General features: G+C 45.1%; 15 protein-coding genes. 13 read left to right on the top strand and 2 right to left on the bottom strand.

The annotated features are described in order from the left end of the window. Nucleotides 1-125: 125 nt before the first annotated feature. Nucleotides 126-1,499, bottom strand: coding sequence for a melibiose:sodium transporter MelB (gene melB, locus ED652_RS10035; RefSeq protein WP_122054611.1), 1,374 nt, complete (start codon nt 1,497-1,499; stop codon nt 126-128). A 458-nt stretch (nt 1,500-1,957) separates the two neighbouring features. Continuing rightward, a complete protein-coding gene (locus tag ED652_RS10030; RefSeq protein ID WP_122054609.1) occupies nt 1,958-4,075 on the bottom strand; it encodes an alpha-galactosidase in 2,118 nt (705 codons plus the stop codon). Between the two features lie 847 nt (nt 4,076-4,922). Here ED652_RS10030 and ED652_RS10025 point away from each other — a divergent pair. The 13 genes from ED652_RS10025 (at nt 4,923) to ED652_RS09965 (ending at nt 20,564) form a co-directional block, all read left to right on the top strand. Next, nucleotides 4,923-6,164, top strand: coding sequence for a carbohydrate porin (locus ED652_RS10025; RefSeq protein ID WP_122054607.1), 1,242 nt, complete (start codon nt 4,923-4,925; stop codon nt 6,162-6,164). Between the two features lie 107 nt (nt 6,165-6,271). Beyond that, on the top strand, nt 6,272-7,174 hold the full coding sequence (locus ED652_RS10020; RefSeq protein WP_122054605.1) for a MalM family protein: 903 nt from the start codon (nt 6,272-6,274) through the stop codon (nt 7,172-7,174). A 137-nt stretch (nt 7,175-7,311) separates the two neighbouring features. Continuing rightward, on the top strand, nt 7,312-10,413 hold the full coding sequence (locus ED652_RS10015; protein ID WP_122054603.1) for a beta-galactosidase: 3,102 nt from the start codon (nt 7,312-7,314) through the stop codon (nt 10,411-10,413). 270 nt (nt 10,414-10,683) lie between these two features. Then, nucleotides 10,684-11,688 (top strand): substrate-binding domain-containing protein, encoded by a 1,005-nt coding sequence (locus ED652_RS10010; RefSeq protein WP_122054601.1) that lies wholly within the window; start codon nt 10,684-10,686, stop codon nt 11,686-11,688. A 269-nt stretch (nt 11,689-11,957) separates the two neighbouring features. Further along, nucleotides 11,958-12,536 carry an electron transport complex subunit RsxA gene (gene rsxA / locus ED652_RS10005; protein ID WP_004734039.1) on the top strand — a complete coding sequence of 193 codons (579 nt, stop codon included), beginning with the start codon at nt 11,958-11,960 and terminating at the stop codon, nt 12,534-12,536. Between the two features lie 2 nt (nt 12,537-12,538). Further along, the gene (gene rsxB / locus ED652_RS10000) at nt 12,539-13,132 is read left to right on the top strand and encodes an electron transport complex subunit RsxB (protein ID WP_122054599.1); all 594 of its coding nucleotides are present in this window, start codon (nt 12,539-12,541) and stop codon (nt 13,130-13,132) included. A gap of 7 nt (nt 13,133-13,139) precedes the next feature. Then, on the top strand, nt 13,140-16,157 hold the full coding sequence (gene rsxC, locus ED652_RS09995; protein WP_122054597.1) for an electron transport complex subunit RsxC: 3,018 nt from the start codon (nt 13,140-13,142) through the stop codon (nt 16,155-16,157). Continuing rightward, nucleotides 16,157-17,203, top strand: a complete 1,047-nt coding sequence (gene rsxD, locus ED652_RS09990) for an electron transport complex subunit RsxD (protein WP_122054595.1) — start codon at nt 16,157-16,159, stop codon at nt 17,201-17,203. Before rsxC ends, rsxD begins: the two co-directional genes overlap by 1 nt. A 12-nt stretch (nt 17,204-17,215) precedes the next feature. Beyond that, entirely contained in the window at nt 17,216-17,845 is a 630-nt protein-coding gene (gene rsxG / locus ED652_RS09985; RefSeq protein ID WP_122054594.1) for an electron transport complex subunit RsxG, read from the top strand. After that, the gene (locus ED652_RS09980) at nt 17,845-18,537 is read left to right on the top strand and encodes an electron transport complex subunit E (protein WP_017088559.1); all 693 of its coding nucleotides are present in this window, start codon (nt 17,845-17,847) and stop codon (nt 18,535-18,537) included. The genes rsxG and ED652_RS09980 overlap by 1 nt, the downstream gene beginning before the upstream one ends. A 206-nt stretch (nt 18,538-18,743) precedes the next feature. Next, the gene (gene nth / locus ED652_RS09975) at nt 18,744-19,379 is read left to right on the top strand and encodes an endonuclease III (protein WP_010437137.1); all 636 of its coding nucleotides are present in this window, start codon (nt 18,744-18,746) and stop codon (nt 19,377-19,379) included. Nucleotides 19,380-19,505: 126 nt separating this feature from the next. Next, the gene (gene gloA, locus ED652_RS09970; protein WP_004734046.1) at nt 19,506-19,922 is read left to right on the top strand and encodes a lactoylglutathione lyase; all 417 of its coding nucleotides are present in this window, start codon (nt 19,506-19,508) and stop codon (nt 19,920-19,922) included. Nucleotides 19,923-20,129: 207 nt separating this feature from the next. Beyond that, nucleotides 20,130-20,564, top strand: a complete 435-nt coding sequence (locus ED652_RS09965) for a DUF2753 domain-containing protein (protein ID WP_017076183.1) — start codon at nt 20,130-20,132, stop codon at nt 20,562-20,564. The last annotated feature ends 49 nt before the right edge of the window (nt 20,565-20,613 follow it).

The following is a 20,613-nucleotide window of genomic DNA, read 5'->3' as shown; positions in this document are numbered from 1 at the left end:
GACAGCTCTGAAGGATCGTTCAACCGATCACTTTAGTTCTAACTGATCGGCATTACCTCACAAGGAGGCGTTTTGGTTAAGTGAATAAACTGAATTTTATTCGAGATTGGACATAGTTTTAACGATTATGCTTCTGCAGTAACAGCATTCACCTGAGTCTCTTTATCCGCTTGGTCTTTATCAAAGCCTTCATGGAGATGATAGTAACGTTTATAAACTAGAGCACTCACAGTCATTAGAATCGCAGGAACTCCTACCATCATGAACTGTAAACCCATAATCGTGCTGTCAGACTGTTCGACATTTGGTACATAACCCACTACAGACAAACCGATACCAACAATGAAACCACCAGCCGCGCCAGCGAACTTAACCAACATAGTCTGAACAGAGAAGATAACACTTTCGCTACGACGACCTGTTTTGTGCTCACCGTAATCCACAACATCCGCTAACATAACGGTTTGCAGTGCGTTCGCGATACCGACACCAAACTTAATTGCTGCGCCTGCGATACCGATAAGAATGGCATTACCAGGAGCAATAAAGCCCATGATAAGCAGAGTGATACAAGACAATACTGGGAAACCACAAGCCATAACCCATAGGTGCTTACGCGGTAAAGTCGAAGCAATACGAGGGAACAAGAATACGCCAGCAACTTCAGCGATACCTGCAACCATCATATAAACCGGAAACAAATCAGCATTGCCTAATGCGTAAGAAAAGTAGTAAATAGCAAAACCACCAACCAGCAAGTTAGCAATTTGGAACGACAGTACCGTACCGATAAGCGCTTTTAGTTGGTCATTTTTACCAATGATAACTAGCACATCTTTAAAGCTGAAACGTTCCGCCGGCTTCGCGTTCGTTGGAGCGGATTTTTCTTTTACATTACGAGCAATTAAAAATGCACTCATCACGAACAGAACAGCAATCAACATAGCAACGTTGACGAAGCCTTGTCCTTGGTCACCATCGCCCAGTTTACCTACAATGTGTAGCCCATAAGTACCCGTAATAAACCAAGCCAAACTAGCAAACAATCGAGGCCAAACAACAAGCTTTTCACGTTCTTGGCGAGAGCTAGACAGCGCAGGAATCATAGACCAGTATGGGATGTCCATAATCGTGTACGTAAGCCCCCACAGGATATAAGCAGCTGCTGCATAAATGTATAACGTAGTGCCTTCAAACATATGCGTACTAAAAAGACCAACAAGCACTACAGCATTTAACAGGGTTCCAATCACTATCCAAGGACGGAACTTACCAAACTTAGAGCGCGTGTTATCAACGATAACACCCATCATTGGGTCAGTAACCGCGTCAACAATACGCGCGGCCAAAAAGATAGTACCTACAAATGCCGCTGACAACCCAGCAACATCGGTGAAGTAAAACATTAAGAAAATGTAGATCGGAGCACAGGCAAAGTCTTTACCTAAAGCCCCAAGTCCATACGATAATTTGGTTTGTAGAGTAATTTGATCAGACATAGAATTTCCTTCAGGCGCGTAACTTCATCTCCTAACAGACGTTGAAACGCTTACCTCTGATTTATAATAATTTATCCACCCAAGTTCTGTTTTAGAGCCACTCTGTGGTCGCTTCTTAAAACACTCGAGTATCAAGTCCGACGCTAATGTAACTATTCCGAAGAACAGATACTGTGATCAGCAACCGCTCCATGGAAACGTTTTCAGTCAAACATCCAAAGTGAGAGATCGAACAATAAAACATTCGAATTTATAGAGAATATCGCCAATTAAAGCGTTAAAAACCGCTCATGGCGTGAAGTGCCGCATGAGAACGATTACATGTATGCGATATCCAAGGGTTAACTACATTTATCCATTTTATAAGGCCACATCAAATCTGCTGGATAGTTCTTGAAAACAAAAAACCGCGTAATTTCACCTACGCGGTTCGTCAAATGTATTGCCCAAGCTAAAACTTACTCGATACGTTCAAACTTAATCAGCATCGCTGTTTCTGCGTCAAGTATCGGCATCGTAAGCCCCACTTCGGCACACCAAGCACCTGATAATTCACAGACAGATTCCGTCCATGGCGGTTGATAATTTACGATATCATCATAGTTTGAAGGTCTATCAATCACAGAGACCTTGTATAGACTTTGTGGATCTAGCCCAGGTATGCGTAAATGACCACTCAACGAATTTGTTGGCATTGCCAGCTGTGCAATCATCACAACAGCTTCTGACACATCTTCTGAAACTACCGCATGGATTTGATGGGCACTATCGTCCGTTGGAACTCGCCAAGTTCTCCCGCTATGCAGTAACGGACGCAGCATCTTATGTAACTTAATGTAGTGTTCAAAGCCCTGTTTCTCTTCTTGAACTTCTTTTACAGGGTCTAATTCAATCCCCATATGACCAAACAGTGCTGTGAGGCCACGAAACTCAATACTATGACGACGACGAGTGCTGTGGCAGTGGCTCGCGCCAATATGGCTTCCCATTACCTCAGGAGGGAAGAAGTAACTCATCCCGCGCTGAATAGTTTGTCTTTCTAAGGCATCATTGTTATCTGAAGCCCAAAAACGTTGCGTACGCTTAAGAACCTCAAAATCGATACGACCACCACCAGCCGCACAAGATTCAATATCAACCATAGGGTGCTTCTCTCGGACTTTATCGACCAACTGGTAATAACGAGCAGTTTGTTGATGGGCCGCAGCCTTGCCTAAATGCGCGGGTTGTACAACTTCTCTGTTCATATCCCACTTGATGTAAGCAATGTTGTACTTACTTAAGAAGTGGTCAAGGCGCTCAAACAGAAAGTCGAATGCTTGTTGATTCTGAAGATCGATAACATATTGATTGCGACCAGTTGGTTGGTCATAGCCGTCTACCTCAAGCAACCAATCAGGATGTGCTCGGTATAAGTCTGAATCCTTGTTGATCATCTCCGGTTCAAACCACAACCCAAACTCCATACCCAATTTATTAACGTGTTCAACAATCGGCTCTAAACCATTTGGGTATTTTTCTTCATCTAAGAACCAATCCCCTAACGCAGCCTTGTCTCCACAACGTCCTTTGAACCAGCCATCGTCAATGATAAAGCGCTCTACCCCCATATCCGCGGCTTGGCTAGCCATCGACATAATATAATCAGGATCATGATCAAAATAGATGCCTTCCCATGTATTAAGATGGATAGGTCGAGGCTTTTTCGCAAAAGACTCCGGCAAGACAGAACGGCGCACATGAGAATGGAATTGGTGGCTCATTCCATTTAGGCCTTCCGAGCTGAAACTGGCATATAACCAAGGTGTTGTTAAGCTTTCACCTTCATCCAATGCCATCTCGCCCGGTAGATAAATCACTTCCGCTTGCACGTAACGGCGACCGTCTGCTTTTACATCAGCGCGTAATCTGTGGTTACCACTCCAAGCGAAGTGAACACCCCATACGTCTCCTGCCATTTCATTAAAGTTAGCCGTACCGACAACCATCGCTGGGTAATGTTCATGAGATGTTCGTCCGCGACGATTTTCTTGTTGGTAGCCCCCTTGCTGTAAGGGTTGACGCACCGTTTGAAATTCATGTACCCAGCGGCCATAGTACGTCATCAACTCATTAGCTCTTGCTGGTAATGGTAAAGTATTGGCGAGACGGCTCACCTGATAAAGACCGGCTTTAACGTTGGTCAAGGTGTGACGAGATTTCACAACATCATGTTTATCAAGGCATAACTCGGTTGTTAAACGTAAGCCTGCACGTATATCTTCACTCTCAATAAGTAAACTAGACGGTGTTTGTTGAATATCCGTAATAGAGAAAACAGGCGCCCAGTCCAATCCATCTCGATGCCCTTCTAATGCCGGACTGCTGAAAACACCACGCCCGAGCTCTGGGCTCAACGACATAGCGACATCATTATCAAGGCGACCGTAAGGAACTGGCCTTTGAAGAGAAACACGACAGTTCGCTAGATCGCCACGAACGGGAACTCCCCAATGCAGAATTTCGGCGAAATCACCAAGTTCAACGATCAGCTGCGAGTCTTTACCCGTAATTTCTACTAGGGATTTATTCGTCATTTTATTTAACCTTAACGCGTTTAATTACCCCGTATCATAATTATTAAGCTGAGAGTTTCTGTGATCAAACCCAAAATCATGAAAACGTTTCCATTAAATATTTCAAGATTAATAGATTCAAATAATACCTACTAATTCAAAGATTTATGCCAACCACCATCTCAACACATATGCTCCTGATCTCAAAAAATAGGAGTATTCCACATTAAACAAAGCGCTATAACGCTAAAATAAGCAGGAGTTTAACAACAATTAAACCCTTAAAATTCATTGTGTTATGGTGGCTTTGTAATTTGAAAATTGGCTCAAACACATTTCCTCTTGAACTCACCACACCACACTCGTATTCTTAACCTTTAGAGTACAACTATGAAGTGTCTCCCTGGGTCCTAACTTTTACATTCCAGCTTGACGGTACAGAACGCAATGCCTGTAGCCTAGCTTCGGCATTGAATTTGATACTTGCTTCCTTGTCTCACATGCCCAGTTGTCGTTGACTGGGCTGCTTTTCCCCTCAAAAATCACCACAAACCCAGGCTAGCTCTAGCCTCGCATCACGATTGCCTATTTTCGAACGTAACTGGCACTTCAGATCTAACGCACGACCATCTTCATCAACAACCCTAAAATAGAAAACGATTCCATTAAAAACTCACAGAAACCTCCATAAAACGCCCACTACAAGCTCAATAATCAGATCAAAATCACACAAAATCACCACAAATCCATCAATAGCGAAAAAATGCCAACCTCATCATGAAAACGTTTCCATTGTTTATTTACACTCTCGCTAGAGTTAGGACTCAAACATAAAAATATCCATAAATAAAAATAATGGAGACACTTCATGAAACAAAAAATGCTAGTTAAAGCATTGGGATTCACTCTGGCCCTTACCCCATTAATCAGCTCCGCTGCAGTGGAAAACGTAACGTATTTTGGTTATGCGAAATGGGGCAACATCTACACCGACAATGACCAACATAACGATGGAAAAGGAGAACGAAACGACGTTATTCGAGCAGGCCAAGGTTACGGTAACTATCGTTTAGGCAATGAACTGAACTGGTGGGAAGCCGGTGTTAAAGCGGATGTATGGCGCGACAATGACGCCTATTTTGATACCACTATCTATCTGGGTAGTGGAGATAGCTGGGGGGATGTCAGCACGATCCAACTTTGGTCGGCAGGTCATGGCCTTATCAACGGCCAACCTAACGCAAAAATTTGGGCAGGAGAACGTTTTTACCGTCGCCACGAAGTCCACATGATAGATGTAAAGTACTGGGACACATCCAGTACCGGTCTTGGTATTGAAGATTGGGATCTCGGCTTTGCTGATGCTCACTTAGCCTGGATGGCACCAAATTCTAGTGACGATGGGCGCAGCCTTCATAACATTGATGCTCGCTTGAGCGGCATTGAATTGAGTGACACAGCAGATCTTACTCTTGGTTTGAACTACGTGACGACGCAGAACTCAAGCTACGACGATAAAGACATTACTACTTCTGGCGCAATGCTCTCTGCTCTTTACCGTCAAGCTTGGAACTACGGTTCAAACACCTTGGCTTTCCAATACGGTACCGATGCCTTAGCTGGCGGGCTAATGAGTGCTGAAGGTGCTTCAAACCGAAAATACAGCACCGGTGTCGAACATGATGGCTACAGCTGGCGTTTATTTAACCATGGTGACTTAAACATCAGTGAAGACGTTCAAGTCATGTATTCCATCGCTTATCAAGACAACAACCTAGATAACAACGATGGTGAGAAGTGGTTCAGTGTCGGTGCTCGTCCTCAATATGCATGGACAGATTACATGTCGACAGCATTAGAGGTGGGTTACGAAACGGTAGAAGCTCAAAACGGCTCGGGCACTAACGACATGTACAAAGTGACTGTCGCTCAAATGTTCCAAGCTGGCAAAGGCGTATGGGCCCGCCCATCTATTCGTATCTTTGCAACTTACTCTGAATCAAATAACGAGTGGGATCGTGGTAATGAGGTTTACGGAACCGCAACAAGCATCAATGCTGAAACGGTTGATGAGATTACCTTTGGTTTCAACGTAGAAACTTGGTGGTAAACCACCACACCCGAGCGTCTGTTCAATCAACGAATCGACGCTCAACACTGGAATAGCAATTTAACGGGGAAGGCCGATGTTTTCCCCTTTACTAAGGTAGCAATCAGATGAAATTAAAATCATTGGTGATCATTGTCGCAGCACTCACCGTTAGCGCATGCAGCGGAATACCTGAAAAGGAATTCAATACTAATTTCAATAGCAGTACATGCTGCTTTCAACCAAGCGCGCTTCCAATGACGCAATTGTCTATTCCATTCCACCAACAAGTGATTATGGACGGTAATTTATCGACTCTTTCATCTTCATTGTTAACTGAAAATACAGAAACAGATAATCAACGTTTTCCGACCATCGCATACCAAGTCAGTGGCAAGACAGAGTCGCTGTCATTACTAATACGCTCATACATTAAAGACGATGCACTTTTCGCTCCTTCCATTTATGTCTTTGACAAACAATGGCGATTGCTTGGTCAATACACTACTAACGATTTCACTTACTACCCGACAGCCATGCAAGGGTTAGAAAGAATTGAAGCATCAATTGCCCTCGCACCTCAGCGAGACAACGCGAAATTTATTGTCATTAGCACCGATAATACCGCGTTGAATAGCACTATTGACCGGATTCACCCTGAAGAACTGTATTCAGAATCTCAGCAGATTATTGGCAATAAGCAACTGCCGCTGACTGCCACGTTGAGCAGCGTAGGTGTCATTGACGTAACGGCGAGTAAGTCAACAAACAGTACAGTTTTGACTCTATTGGCTGAGCTTGGCGTTTCATCCAACGATGAACTCAAAACCTTAGGTTCAAAGCAAGTTTCTCAACGTTCAACTCAAACAGTCGAAACCAATCAAAAGGCGCAATGGCTGAATATTCAAAAGGACATTGACCAAGCCCTAAACAACAACGACATCAAACAAGCCGCATTTATTGCTAATCAAGCGGCCGAACAGGGCATATCCGAAGCCAAAGATTATTTATTAAAACAGCTTGCTGAATAGCTCAATAAGCCAATAAGCCAATAAGCCAACAGAACAATACGCAAAACAAACGATCTGATACCAGTCATCATGGCTTAAAAGGCCGATGACTCAATAGAATTATTACCAACATTGAACACTTTAAGAGTAGGAATACCATGAAGGCATTTTCAAACATCATCCAAAGACGCGATTGGGAAAACCCACAGTCTGTGAATATCCACTGCCTTAATGCACACAGCCCATTATCAAGTTACCGCAACCTTGAACACGCTCGAAACGGCATTGAGTCACAACGTAAATCTCTTAATGGACAATGGAAGTTCAAATACTTTGATGCACCTGAACAAGTTGACGGTGAATTTATCGAAACAAGTTTCAATGACTCACATTGGGACAGCATTACCGTACCATCGAACTGGCAAATGCAAGGCTACGACAAGCCTATCTACGCCAACGTAAAATACCCATTTGAAGTGAACCCACCGTTTGTGCCGGCAGAAAATCCAACCGGTTGTTACCGCACTCAAATTACCCTAACTGAACAAGATTTAGAGAACACACAACGTATTATCTTTGATGGTGTAAATTCCGCTTTTCATCTTTGGTGTAATGGCAATTGGATTGGTTATAGCCAAGATAGCCGTTTACCTGCCGAGTTCGACTTAACTCAGTACCTAACTGTTGGCGACAATACGCTGTCTGTCATGGTGATACGTTGGTGTGATGGTAGCTATTTAGAAGACCAAGATATGTGGTGGCTAAGCGGTATTTTCCGTGATGTCACCTTGCTAGCTAAACCAAAGCAGTGTATTGAAGATGTGTTCGTTACGCCTGACTTAGACGCATGCTATCGCGATGGCTCACTGTCTATTATCACCAAAATTACTGCACCGGACACCTACCAAGTTCAGGTTCAATTGTTTGACGGTGAAAACGCGGTGACCGAGCCACATATCGATCGCCCTCATAATCGACGAATTGATGAGCGTGGCACCTACGATGATGTAGTATTCCAAACTCTTCATGTTCGAGAGCCGAAGAAATGGAGCGCAGAAGTTCCTAACCTCTACCGAATTGTCGTGTCATTGCTTGATGAACAAGGTAACCACCTAGAAAGTGAAGCTTATCAAGTTGGTTTCCGTAAAATCGAAATGACCGATGGTCAGCTAAAGCTAAACGGCAAACCGCTATTGATTCGCGGCGTCAACCGTCATGAGCATCACCCAGAGCTAGGGCATGTGATGACAGAAGAAGACATGATCCGCGATATCTGTCTAATGAAGCAGTACAACTTTAATGCTGTTCGCACGGCCCACTATCCTAACCACCCACGATGGTACGAGCTGTGTGATGAATACGGTTTATACGTGTGTGATGAAGCGAACATCGAGACCCATGGCATGCAGCCTATGAATCGCTTGTCTGCAGACCCACAATGGGCACACGCTTACATGAGTCGTTACATGCAAATGGTCATGCGTGATAAGAACCATGCTTCTATTATCATTTGGTCTTTAGGTAACGAATCCGGACACGGCAGCAGTCACAATGCGATGTATGCATGGTCAAAACAGTACGACCCTTCTCGCCCGGTACAATATGAAGGCGGAGGTTCAAATACCACAGCAACCGACATCATTGCGCCAATGTATGCACGCGTTAACAGTACAATCGAAGACGATGCCGTTCCAAAATGGTCTATCAAGAAATGGGTTTCTCTGCCTAACGAGCAACGCCCACTGATTCTTTGCGAATACGCCCACGCAATGGGCAACAGTTTGGGTAGCTTTAATGATTACTGGGACGCATTTCGAGAATACCCTCGCTTACAAGGCGGCTTCATCTGGGATTGGGTTGACCAAGGGTTAAGCCAGTGGGATGAAAACGGTGAACACTTCTGGGCCTACGGTGGAGACTTTGGCGACATCATTAACGACCGTCAGTTCTGTATCAACGGTTTGATCTTCCCAGATCGCAGCGTACATCCGACCTTGGAAGAGGCGAAATACTGTCAGAGAATGATCAATGTAATGTTAGTAGAGCAAACTGAAGATCAATGCCGCCTGACTGTAACCAATGAAAACCTGTTCCGAGCGACTGACAATGAAATCTTACACTGGCAATTACTCGAAAATGGCATCGTGATTCAATCAGGGCAACAAGTCTTATCCGTTGCTGAAGATAGTAAACAAGAGCTGGTAATTGACCTTGCTTTCACGCCAAAAGCACAAGCCGAATATCATCTCAACACCGATATTACCCTGACTCATTCAACCAAGTGGGCAGAAGAAGGCCATGTTTGTGCAACGGAGCAGTTTGCTTTACGTAACCATGCTGGCTTGCAATTCCCTAGCACTGCAAATGCTTTGGCTCCTCAGTTAAATCAGCAAGACAATAAAGTCGTCGTGTCTAGCCTAGATGAAACACATCACTGGCAATGGGACACACAGAGTGGATTGTTGACTCACTGGATCGTTGATGGGCAGCCGCAAGTTATCAAGGCACCTGTCGATAACTTCTATCGTGCGCCACTGGACAACGATATTGGTATCAGTGAAATAGACAATATCGATCCAAATGCATGGACTTGTCGCTGGGAGCTCGCAGGCATTAGTCAATGGGAACGTCAATGTACAAGCTGTATCGCGCAAGCACTCGCAGGTTCAGTACAAGTAACATCGGTATTCGCCTACCAATTTAATGGCCAAATCCAAGCGATTACACAGTGGCAATACACCTTAAATAACTTAGGTGAAATGAGTATCTCGGTTGATGTAACCCTAGCAGACCACTTACCGCCGATGCCACGCATTGGCCTTGAAATGGAGCTGCCGTTACCAATCGAAACCGCTAATGAAACACCGATTTCATGGCAAGGTTTAGGGCCATTTGAAAACTACCCTGACCGTTTAGCCGCTGCTCGATTTGGGTTACACAAGCAAACACTGGATCAGATGCACACGCCATATATCTTCCCAACCGATAGCGGTTTACGTTGCGGAACCAAAAACTTAAATGTGGGAAATATCGGGCTCGAAGGCGATTTCTCATTCAGTGTCAGTCAGTACAGCCAGCAACAGTTAACGGATGCGAAGCATACCAATGATCTGACTCGTGAAGAGAAAATCTATGTACGCGTTGATCACCAACATATGGGCGTTGGTGGTGATGATTCTTGGAGCCCAAGTGTTCACCAAGAGTTTCAACTCACCGACAATCAATATCGTTATCAGGTTACGCTAAAAAGCGCATCATAAGTAAATTGGGACCAAGCGACTCGCTCTGAAGCCACTTGGTCTCTCTATGATTTTTAGTCAGTTATGATTACCTTAATTCACACGCCAATGTGACTCAAAAGCCAAGCTCTTGACTAGAGCTTGGCTTTTTATTTTCAAACTAGTAAGTCACCCCAAAATAAACCATCAAACCTCGTCATATTTGGTGTTTAGCATTTGAATTGCCTAACTATCCGTTGTTAAATGTCCAACCATCAGCACACAGCATTATATTCAGAATAAGAGAGCGGAATGGCTACCATTAAAGATGTTGCGAAGGAAGCAGGCGTATCAATCGCGACCACCTCTCGAGTAATCAACAATGCCCCTCACACCAGTGAAACCGCAATTGCAGCGGTAAAAGCCGCTATGGAAAAACTCGGCTACCGTCCAAATGCCAACGCCCGTGCATTGGTTAGCAAGTCTTCAAACGCGATTGGTGTACTGGTTAATGATGTTTCTGCCCCGTTCTTCGGCTCGATGATCAAAGCCATTGATACCGTCGCAAGCGAGCAAGAAAAGCAGTTACTGATCGGTAGCGGCTATCATGACTCCACCAAAGAGCGTAATGCCATTAATCTACTAATTAACAGCCGCTGCGAATCACTCGTCGTTCATAGTAAAGGCATTAATGATGAAGAATTAGTCAAACTGGCAAATGAAGTACCCGGAATGGTGTTGATCAATCGTATTGTGCCTGATATCGAAAACCGCTGTATTGCACTCGATAATCGCCGAGGCTCTTACATTGCAACCGAACACTTGATTAAAAATGGCCACAAACACATCGGCTACATTTGCTCGAGTCACAATATTGAAGATGCTCATGACCGCTTAGGTGGCTACTTAGACGCGCTCAAAGAATACGGCATTGAATCGAACGATGAATACATCGAGTATGGCGAACCTGATGAGCTCGGCGGCGAGCAAGCCATGGTTAACTTGATGGCAAAAAACACAGATATAACTGCCATTGCAACGTATAACGACTACATGGCAGCAGGCTGTTTGGCGTTATTACAAGAAAATGGCGTTCGTATTCCAGAAGATATGTCAGTTATTGGGTTTGATGACGGCCACATTGCTCGCTTCATCTACCCTCGGTTGACCACCATTCGTTACCCAATCCAAGTCATGGCGAATCAAGCAGTTAAGCTATCTCTGCAACTCGCAAGTGACGAGTCAAAAGAGCACCCGGAACATAAGCTATTTATGCCAATTTTGGTGCGCAGAGCCTCTGTGCGAAATATTAATTAAGTAAACTTAGGTTCATAAAGACTAAGTAATTTCGTTCCTCGATACTTTTTACAACAAAGAAAATAGGATTGATCAGATGAGTTATCATTGGGTTAATCTTATTTTTCATTCCCAGCAAATACCCACCTATACTTAACCTGATCCATCTTAATCAAACGGTTACCCGTTGATTTTTTCACCAAGTGTCTAAATCCCTAGTGATCCTTGGTTGTTATTAGGTGAGCAAAGCAGGATAATATCGGGATCGGAATCTCAAGAATTAATCCATTATGACCGAATACCTTTTGTTGTTGGTTGGCACAGTGCTGGTCAATAACTTTGTGCTAGTGAAGTTTTTAGGGCTATGTCCATTTATGGGAGTCTCCAAGAAACTGGAGACTGCGATTGGCATGGGCCTCGCGACGACTTTCGTTCTGACGTTAGCGTCGGTATCTGCATACCTAGTAGAAACCTACATCCTTACCCCTCTGGGTATTGAATACCTGCGTACCATGAGCTTTATCTTGGTTATCGCGGTGGTTGTTCAATTTACGGAAATGGTCGTTCACAAAACCAGCCCGACTCTATATCGCCTGTTGGGTATCTTCCTGCCTCTTATCACCACCAACTGCGCGGTGTTAGGTGTGGCACTTTTGAACATCAATGAAAACCACAACTTCATTCAGTCGATCATCTATGGTTTCGGCGCGGCTGTTGGTTTCTCTCTTGTTCTGATCCTATTTGCTGCGATGCGTGAGCGTATTGCGGTTGCTGATGTGCCAATGCCATTCAAAGGCGCATCGATTGCGATGATCACAGCAGGCCTAATGTCTCTGGCATTTATGGGCTTTACTGGGTTGGTGAAGTAAGAATGAGTACCATCTTAATTGCAATCATTGCACTCGCCGTTTTAGCCGCTGTTTTTGGCGCTATCTTAGGCTTTGCTTCTATTCGCTTTAAAGTAGAAGCCGATCCGATCGTTGATCAAATCGACTCTATATTGCCGCAAACTCAATGTGGCCAGTGTGGTTACCCTGGTTGTCGCCCATACGCAGAGGCGATCGCTAACGGAGACAAGATCAACAAGTGTCCTCCTGGCGGCCAAGCAACCATTGAGAAGCTAGCAGATTTAATGGGCGTAGAAGTTGAAGACTCCGCTCATGACTTAGATAACAAAGTAAAAACCGTTGCCTTCATTCATGAAGATATGTGTATTGGCTGCACCAAATGCATTCAAGCCTGCCCTGTCGACGCCATTGTTGGTGGCACCAAGGCACTTCACACAGTAATCAAAGATGAATGTACAGGTTGTGATCTATGTGTCGCACCGTGCCCTACTGACTGTATCGAAATGATTCCAGTGGCAACAACGACTGAAAATTGGAAATGGCAGATGAACATCATTCCTGTTACTGATATCACTAACCAAGCGACTGATGCGACCGCGTCAGAGCCTAAGGCGTAAGGTTAGTATGATCTCTTTAATTGAACAAATTCGCACGGGCTCTATTTGGAACTTCCCGGGCGGTGTGCACCCTGCTGAGAACAAGAAACAGTCGAATACTACTGATATCGTGCATGCAAGGCTCCCAGAAGAAATCGTTCTTCCAGTGAAACAGCACATCGGTAAGCCTGGTAACTTGTTGGTTGCTGTCGGTGATGCCGTACTCAAAGGTCAACAACTGACGGCCTTAGAGACAGGTTTTACTTTGCCAGTACATGCACCAACATCGGGTGTGATTACCGCTATCGAACCACGAACCACCGCTCACCCTTCAGGCTTGAGCGACGTGTGCGTGGTTATTAAACCTGATGGCCTCGACGCTTGGGTTGCAAAACACCCGGTTGAAGACTTTTCTACAAAGACATCCGATGAACTGCTTGACGTAATTCGCCAGGCTGGTATCTCAGGTATGGGGGGCGCAGGCTTCCCCACCGCTAAAAAGCTTCAATCAGGCTTAGGTCGTACCGACATTTTAATCGTCAACGCTGCTGAGTGTGAACCTTACATCACCTCAGATGACAAGTTACTTCAAGAACATGCCGACGAAGTATTAAAAGGCATCGAAGTGGTTGAACACATTCTTCAACCAAAGCTGACGGTTATCGGCATTGAAGACAACAAACCAGACGCGATAAAAGCACTTGAGATTGCAGCAAAAGACAAAGACATCGTCATTCGCGTTATCCCAACCAAATACCCTTCTGGTGGTGAAAAACAGCTCATCAAGATCCTCACCAACAAAGAAGTGCCTGCAGGCGGTATCCCTGCTGATATTGGTGTTTTGGTTCAGAATGTCGGCTCTCTCTACTCGATAAAGAGAGCAGTAATCGACGGTGAACCTGTGGTTAACCGCGTGGTGACTTTAACCGGTAAAACCTTCAAGCAACCTCGTAACGTTTGGGCGCTATTAGGCACACCAGTACATGAGTTACTTGAAGAGTTTGGCTACAAAGCCGATAAAAAACTGCCGCGTTTAATTTTGGGCGGCCCGATGATGGGCTTTACCTTGCCACATGCCAATGTGCCAATTACCAAAACGTCGAACTGTATTTTAGCGCCAACGCGCCGTGAGATTTCACCAAGCACTTACGAGATGGAATGTATTCGATGCAGTGCATGTGCCGAAGCCTGCCCCGCATCACTTCTTCCTCAACAACTGCAATGGCATGCAAAAGCCAACGAGTTAGATAAGTGTGAAGAGCTAAATATTAAAGACTGTATTGAATGTGGTGCTTGTGCGTTTGTCTGCCCAAGTGAAATCCCGCTCGTTCAGTACTATCGCCAAGCGAAAGCCGCAATCAAAACAAGAAAAGACGAAGCGACGGCCGCAGAACGCGCCAAGATTCGTTTCGAAGAGAAAAACGCTCGTATGGAGCGTGACAAAGCAGAACGTGAAAACCGCTTCAAAAAAGCCGCGGACAATCGTCGTAAAGACATGAAATCAGCCGACGGTGACGATGCAATTGCAGCGGCGATTGCTCGTGTTAAAGCACAAAAAGCGACAGCAGACCAAGACACAGCTGCAGAGCCAACCGTAAAACCTGCAGTTGCTGCTGCCATTGCTCGCGCTAAGGCCAAACAAGCTGCTGCTCAGAAAGAAAGTAATTCTGAACCTGATAACTCTGAAATGTCGAAACTACGTGAAGAACGTAAGAGACAAGCACGAGAACGTAAAGCACAACAAGCAGCTACTGATAATCCGACAGAAAGCTCTGGTGATGGCAAGAAAGACGCTGTCGCTGCAGCTATCGCACGCGCTAAAGCGAAGAAAGCTCAACAAGCGGAATCAACCTCTGATGCTCCAGTTGAAAATACTGGTGATGCTAAGAAAGATGCCGTTGCTGCTGCAATCGCACGAGCTAAAGCTAAAGCTAAGAAGGCTCAGCAAGCTGAAGCCGTTACTCAAACAGAGAGTGAAGCTCCAACTGAAAGTACTGGCGACGCTAAGAAAGATGCAGTTGCTGCGGCCATTGCTCGGGCTAAAGCAAAGAAAGCTCAACAAGCTGAAGCCGTTACTCAAACAGAGAGTGAAGCTCCGGCTGAAAAATCTGGCGACGCTAAGAAAGATGCCGTTGCTGCGGCCATTGCTCGTGCTAAAGCCAAGAAAGCTCAGCAAGCTGAAGCCGTTACTCAAACAGAGAGTGAAGCTCCAACTGAAAGTACTGGCGACGCTAAGAAAGATGCAGTTGCTGCGGCCATTGCTCGTGCTAAAGCAAAGAAAGCTCAACAAGCTGAAGCCGTTACTCAAACAAAGAGTGAAGCTCCAGCTGAAAAATCTGGCGACGCTAAGAAAGATGCAATTGCTGCGGCCATTGCTCGCGCTAAAGCGAAGAAAGCACAGCAAGCTGAAGTCGTTACTCAAACAGAGAGTGAAGCTCCAGCTGAAAAATCTGGCGATGCCAAGAAAGACGCAGTCGCTGCGGCCATTGCTCGCGCTAAAGCGAAAAAAGCACAACAAGCTAAAGCCGTTACTCAAACAAATAATGAAGCTCCGGTTGAAAAATCAGGCGACGCCAAGAAAGATGCAGTTGCTGCGGCCATTGCTCGCGCTAAAGCGAAAAAAGCACAGCAATCTGAAGCCGTTACTCAAACAAATAATGAAGCTCCGATTGAAAAATCAGGCGATGCTAAGAAAGATGCCGTTGCTGCGGCCATTGCTCGTGCTAAAGCCAAGAAAGCTCAACAAGCTGAAGCCGTTACTCAAACAGAGAGTGAAGCTCCAACTGAAAGTACTGGCGATGCCAAGAAAGATGCTGTTGCTGCCGCAATAGCTCGCGCTAAAGCAAGAAAGGCACAACAAGCGAAACAGGAAGAATCAGCAGAAACACCTGAATCTGTGGTTGAACCTGTAGTTGAATTAAAGGCTGAAACTCAACAAGAACCAGTCGATCCTAAAAAAGCAGCAGTTGCTGCCGCAATTGCTCGTGCTAAAGCAAGAAAAGCGCAGCAAGAGCAAGATAAAAAGAATAATGAGGAGAAAGAGTAGTGGCCTTCTTTATCGCCAGCTCACCGCACGCACACAGTCGTAGAAGCACCCCAGATCTCATGAAATGGGTCGCTATTTGTGCATTGCCAGGTCTACTAGCTCAAACCTACTTCTTCGGGTGGGGTACGCTCATCCAGTTAGTATTTGCTATTGCACTTGCCGTTATCTTTGAAGCCGCTGTAATGCTGCTAAGAAAACGTCCACCAGTGATGGCATTGCGTGATTACAGTGCGGTTGTGACCGCTTGGCTACTCAGTGTCGCGATTCCCCCACACTCTCCGTGGTGGATTCTAGTCATAGGTATGTTCTTCGCTATCATCATCGCAAAACACCTTTATGGCGGCCTTGGGCAAAACCCATTTAATCCCGCGATGGTGGCTTACGTTGTTTTGCTGATCTCATTCCCAGTTCAGATGACCAGTTGGAATGCGCCGACCAGCTTAACCGCCGAAGCAACGAGCTTTGTTGACTCATTTTTGATGATCTTTACCGGTTTCAACAATGAAGGTTTGTCTCTGCAGCAAGCGCGTCTTGGTATTGATGGCACCACCATGGCGACACCACTTGATGCATTCAAAACCGCATTAACGGCAGGCAACACCGCTTCCGAAGCTCTGTCTCAGCCACAATTCAGCTGGTTAGCTGGCGTGGGTTGGGAATGGGTTAACCTTGCCTACCTAGTCGGCGGCTTGGTGCTCATCAAGCAACGCGTGATTCAGTGGCATATTCCTGTCGCTTTTATTGCTAGCCTTGCGCTGTTTAGCTTAGTGTTCTTAGTGCTGACGCCTGGTGAAACCGCTTCTCCAACGATTCATTTATTGTCTGGCGCAACCATGCTTGGTGCATTCTTCATTGCAACCGACCCGGTTTCAGCCTCGACGACAGTGAAAGGTCGCTTGGTATTTGGTGCCCTGATTGGCGGGTTAGTCTTTATTATCCGCAGTTGGGGTGGCTTCCCTGATGGCGTAGCGTTTGCTGTATTGTTAGCCAACATGTGTGTTCCACTGATTGACTACTACACCAAACCTCGTACATACGGCCATTAAGGAGCGGATACCATGCTAAATGCAATTAAGAAAAACGGCCTTGTACTCGCGATTTTTGCGTGTGCTTCTACAGGTTTGGTCGCGGTAACTCACTACCTAACCAAAGATCAGATTAAACAGCAAGAACAGGCTCAGTTACTGTCCGTGCTTAACCAAGTGATCCCGCACGATCTGCACGATAATGAACTGTTTTCAGCCTGTACTCTGGTTCAAGCCGAAGAGCTAGGCACTGAACAAGCGATGCCAGCTTACATTGCTAAACTCAATGGTGAGCCAAGCGCGATTGCGATCGAAGCGATTGCACCCGATGGCTACAACGGCGCGATTAAGGTCATTGTTGGGATGAAGATTGACGGTACGATTTTAGGTACTCGCGTTCTTTCCCACCAAGAAACTCCGGGATTGGGTGATAAGATTGATCTTCGTGTTAGTGATTGGATTCTCTCATTTGCCGGTAAGCAAGTGACGGATTCTAATCTTGATAGTTGGAAGGTTCGTAAAGATGGTGGTGACTTTGACCAGTTCACTGGCGCAACCATTACGCCAAGAGCTGTCGTTAAGTCAGTGAAGCAAGCGGTGCAGTACGTTAATCAAAACAACCAAGCATTGCTTGCTCAACCTCTAAATTGTGGTGGTGAATAATGAGTGACCATAAAACACTAATCAAAAATGGCATGTGGGCCAACAACCCTGCCCTAGTGCAACTCCTTGGCTTATGTCCGCTGTTGGCTGTCTCTTCAACTGTGACTAACGCTCTTGGATTAGGTATCGCTACCTTGCTTGTATTAGTCGGCTCGAACGTGTCTGTTTCTCTGGTTCGAAACCATGTGCCAAAAGAAGTGCGTATTCCAGTGTTCGTGATGATCATTGCGTCATTGGTAACCTGTGTTCAACTTTTGATGAACGCCTACGCGTATGGCCTTTACCTCTCTTTAGGTATCTTCATCCCATTGATCGTAACCAACTGTATCATCATTGGCCGAGCTGAAGCCTTCGCGTCTAAAAACGAAGTGCTACCTGCTGCTCAAGATGGTTTCTGGATGGGCCTTGGCATGACGTCTGTACTGGTTGTATTAGGTGCGATGCGTGAGGTTATTGGTAACGGCACCCTATTTGATGGCGCAGACCTGCTCCTTGGTGATTGGGCTTCGGTACTACGAATCCAGATATTCCAATTTGATAACAGCTTTTTGTTAGCTCTGCTTCCACCAGGTGCCTTTATTGGTGTTGGTTTCTTGATTGCTTTGAAAAACATCATCGACAACCAAGCCAAATCTAGACAGCCAAAACAAGAAAAACCAGCCATTGAACGCGCTCGCGTTACCAATGCCTGATAAGTTACAGTAGCTTAAGCCCTGCTGAGTAGCTCAACCGCTCAGCAGGTAAATAGATTGACCAAGTACACATAATCATGACGCTCATAAGAGCGCGTAACCGATGATAAAGCCTGAACCATTGCGGAACTTGTTATTTTAAAACGAGTAAGTTTGAAAGAACTTCGCCGGAACTCAAGCCCTAACTATTTGAAAGTAATGTCGCTATGAACAATGTAAAACGAGTAGAAATACTTGAGCGTTTAAGAGAAAACAATCCAAAGCCAGAAACTGAGCTTAACTGGAACAGTCCTTTCGAGTTGCTGATCGCGGTACTTTTATCAGCACAAGCAACCGATGTCAGCGTCAACAAAGCCACTGATAAGCTTTATCCAGTTGCTAATACGCCACAGGCTATTTTCGACCTAGGTGTCGATGGCCTAAAAGAGTACATCAAGACCATAGGTCTGTTTAATTCGAAAGCAGAAAACACCATCAAAACGTGTCGTATGCTGCTTGACCTACATAATGGTGAAGTACCGGAAGATCGCGCTGCATTAGAAGCCCTTCCAGGCGTTGGTCGCAAAACAGCAAACGTAGTGTTAAATACCGCATTCGGTTGGCCAACGATTGCCGTTGATACTCACATCTATCGTGTATCAAACCGCACCAAGTTAGCGATGGGAAAAACGGTCGACGATGTTGAAGCTAAGCTGCTCAAAGTCATTCCCAAAGAATTCAAATTAGATGTCCACCATTGGCTCATTCTTCATGGACGTTACACCTGTGTCGCGCGTAAACCACGCTGTGGCAGCTGTATCATTGAAGACTTGTGTGAGTTCAAAGAGAAGACGGACGTCTAGGCTCATAAGCTGTTAGCCCTAAGCGAAAGAAGCTAACTTGCCTATTGGCTAAAAAGCGCCGCATTTTTCTAGCGGCATAAAACAGAATTACAAAAACGTATACATAGTTAAAGCTAGGAGCAAATCATGTCAAACGGTCGTATTTTACACACCATGCTACGCGTTGGTGATCTAGACAAGTCTATCGAGTTCTACACCAATGTAATGGGCATGCAGCTATTACGTAAGAACGAAAACAAAGAGTACGAATACACGCTGGCTTTCGTTGGCTTTGGTGACGAATCTCAAGGTGCTGTGATTGAGCTGACGTACAACTGGGGTACGACTGAATATGACCTTGGCTCAGCTTTTGGTCACGTTGCTATCGGTGTTGATGACATCTACACAACGTGTGACGCGATTAAAGCAGCAGGCGGTAATGTGACACGTGAAGCGGGCCCTGTAAAAGGCGGCTCTACTCACATCGCATTCGTTAAAGATCCTGACGGCTACATGATTGAACTTATTCAGAACAAACAAGCAAGTGCTGGTCTAGAAGGTTAATTCCTAACAAACCGCTATGAAGCTTGGCTTTGAAAGTAACGCCAAGACTAATCCAAAAAGAAGCGAGCACTATGCTCGCTTCTTTTTTATGTTTCCACTCATGAACAATACCCTTCACCAATTATTATTAACAATCTCACCAATGAAACTTTACATGATAATGATTATCATTTAAATTAACCACCTATTGATTAGTGAGGTAATACAATGATTAGCGAATGGGAAAAACACACGTTACTTGCCGATACTGCATTGCAGCTCGACGATCCTGTACGAAGTATTCTTCACTATCAGCAAGCATTAAACTTAAGCGAAGAAATTACTGAACGCACTGATATTCAGGCTGATGAGCGTTTGCTGATTTCGGTTATCTCTTGCCACAACCTTGCTCAATTCTGGCGATGGGCTGGAGATACTGACTACGAACTCAAGTACCTTCAACTTGCTTCGGAAAAAGTACTGACCCTGATTCCGCAGTGTCCGAATACACAATGCTCCAGCTTTATCGATTCTATTGGTTGCTGTAAGAAAGCCCTTATCGATTTCATGAAACGCCATCCCAACCCTAAAATTGCCTCTATGGTTGAAAAAATCGATACCGCGACCAACTGTGAAATGATCGCTCGTTTCCGCTTGAACTAAACAAGTTACGTTGAGACAACGACTTCAAAGTTAAAATACAAAAAAGCCC

Origin of the sequence: Vibrio sp. Evd11 (assembly GCF_900382755.1) — a bacterium.
Lineage (GTDB): Bacteria > Pseudomonadota > Gammaproteobacteria > Enterobacterales > Vibrionaceae > Vibrio > Vibrio lentus.
The sequence above is the reverse complement of the archived record's forward strand: the minus strand, read 5'-3'. Positions and strand labels throughout refer to the sequence as shown.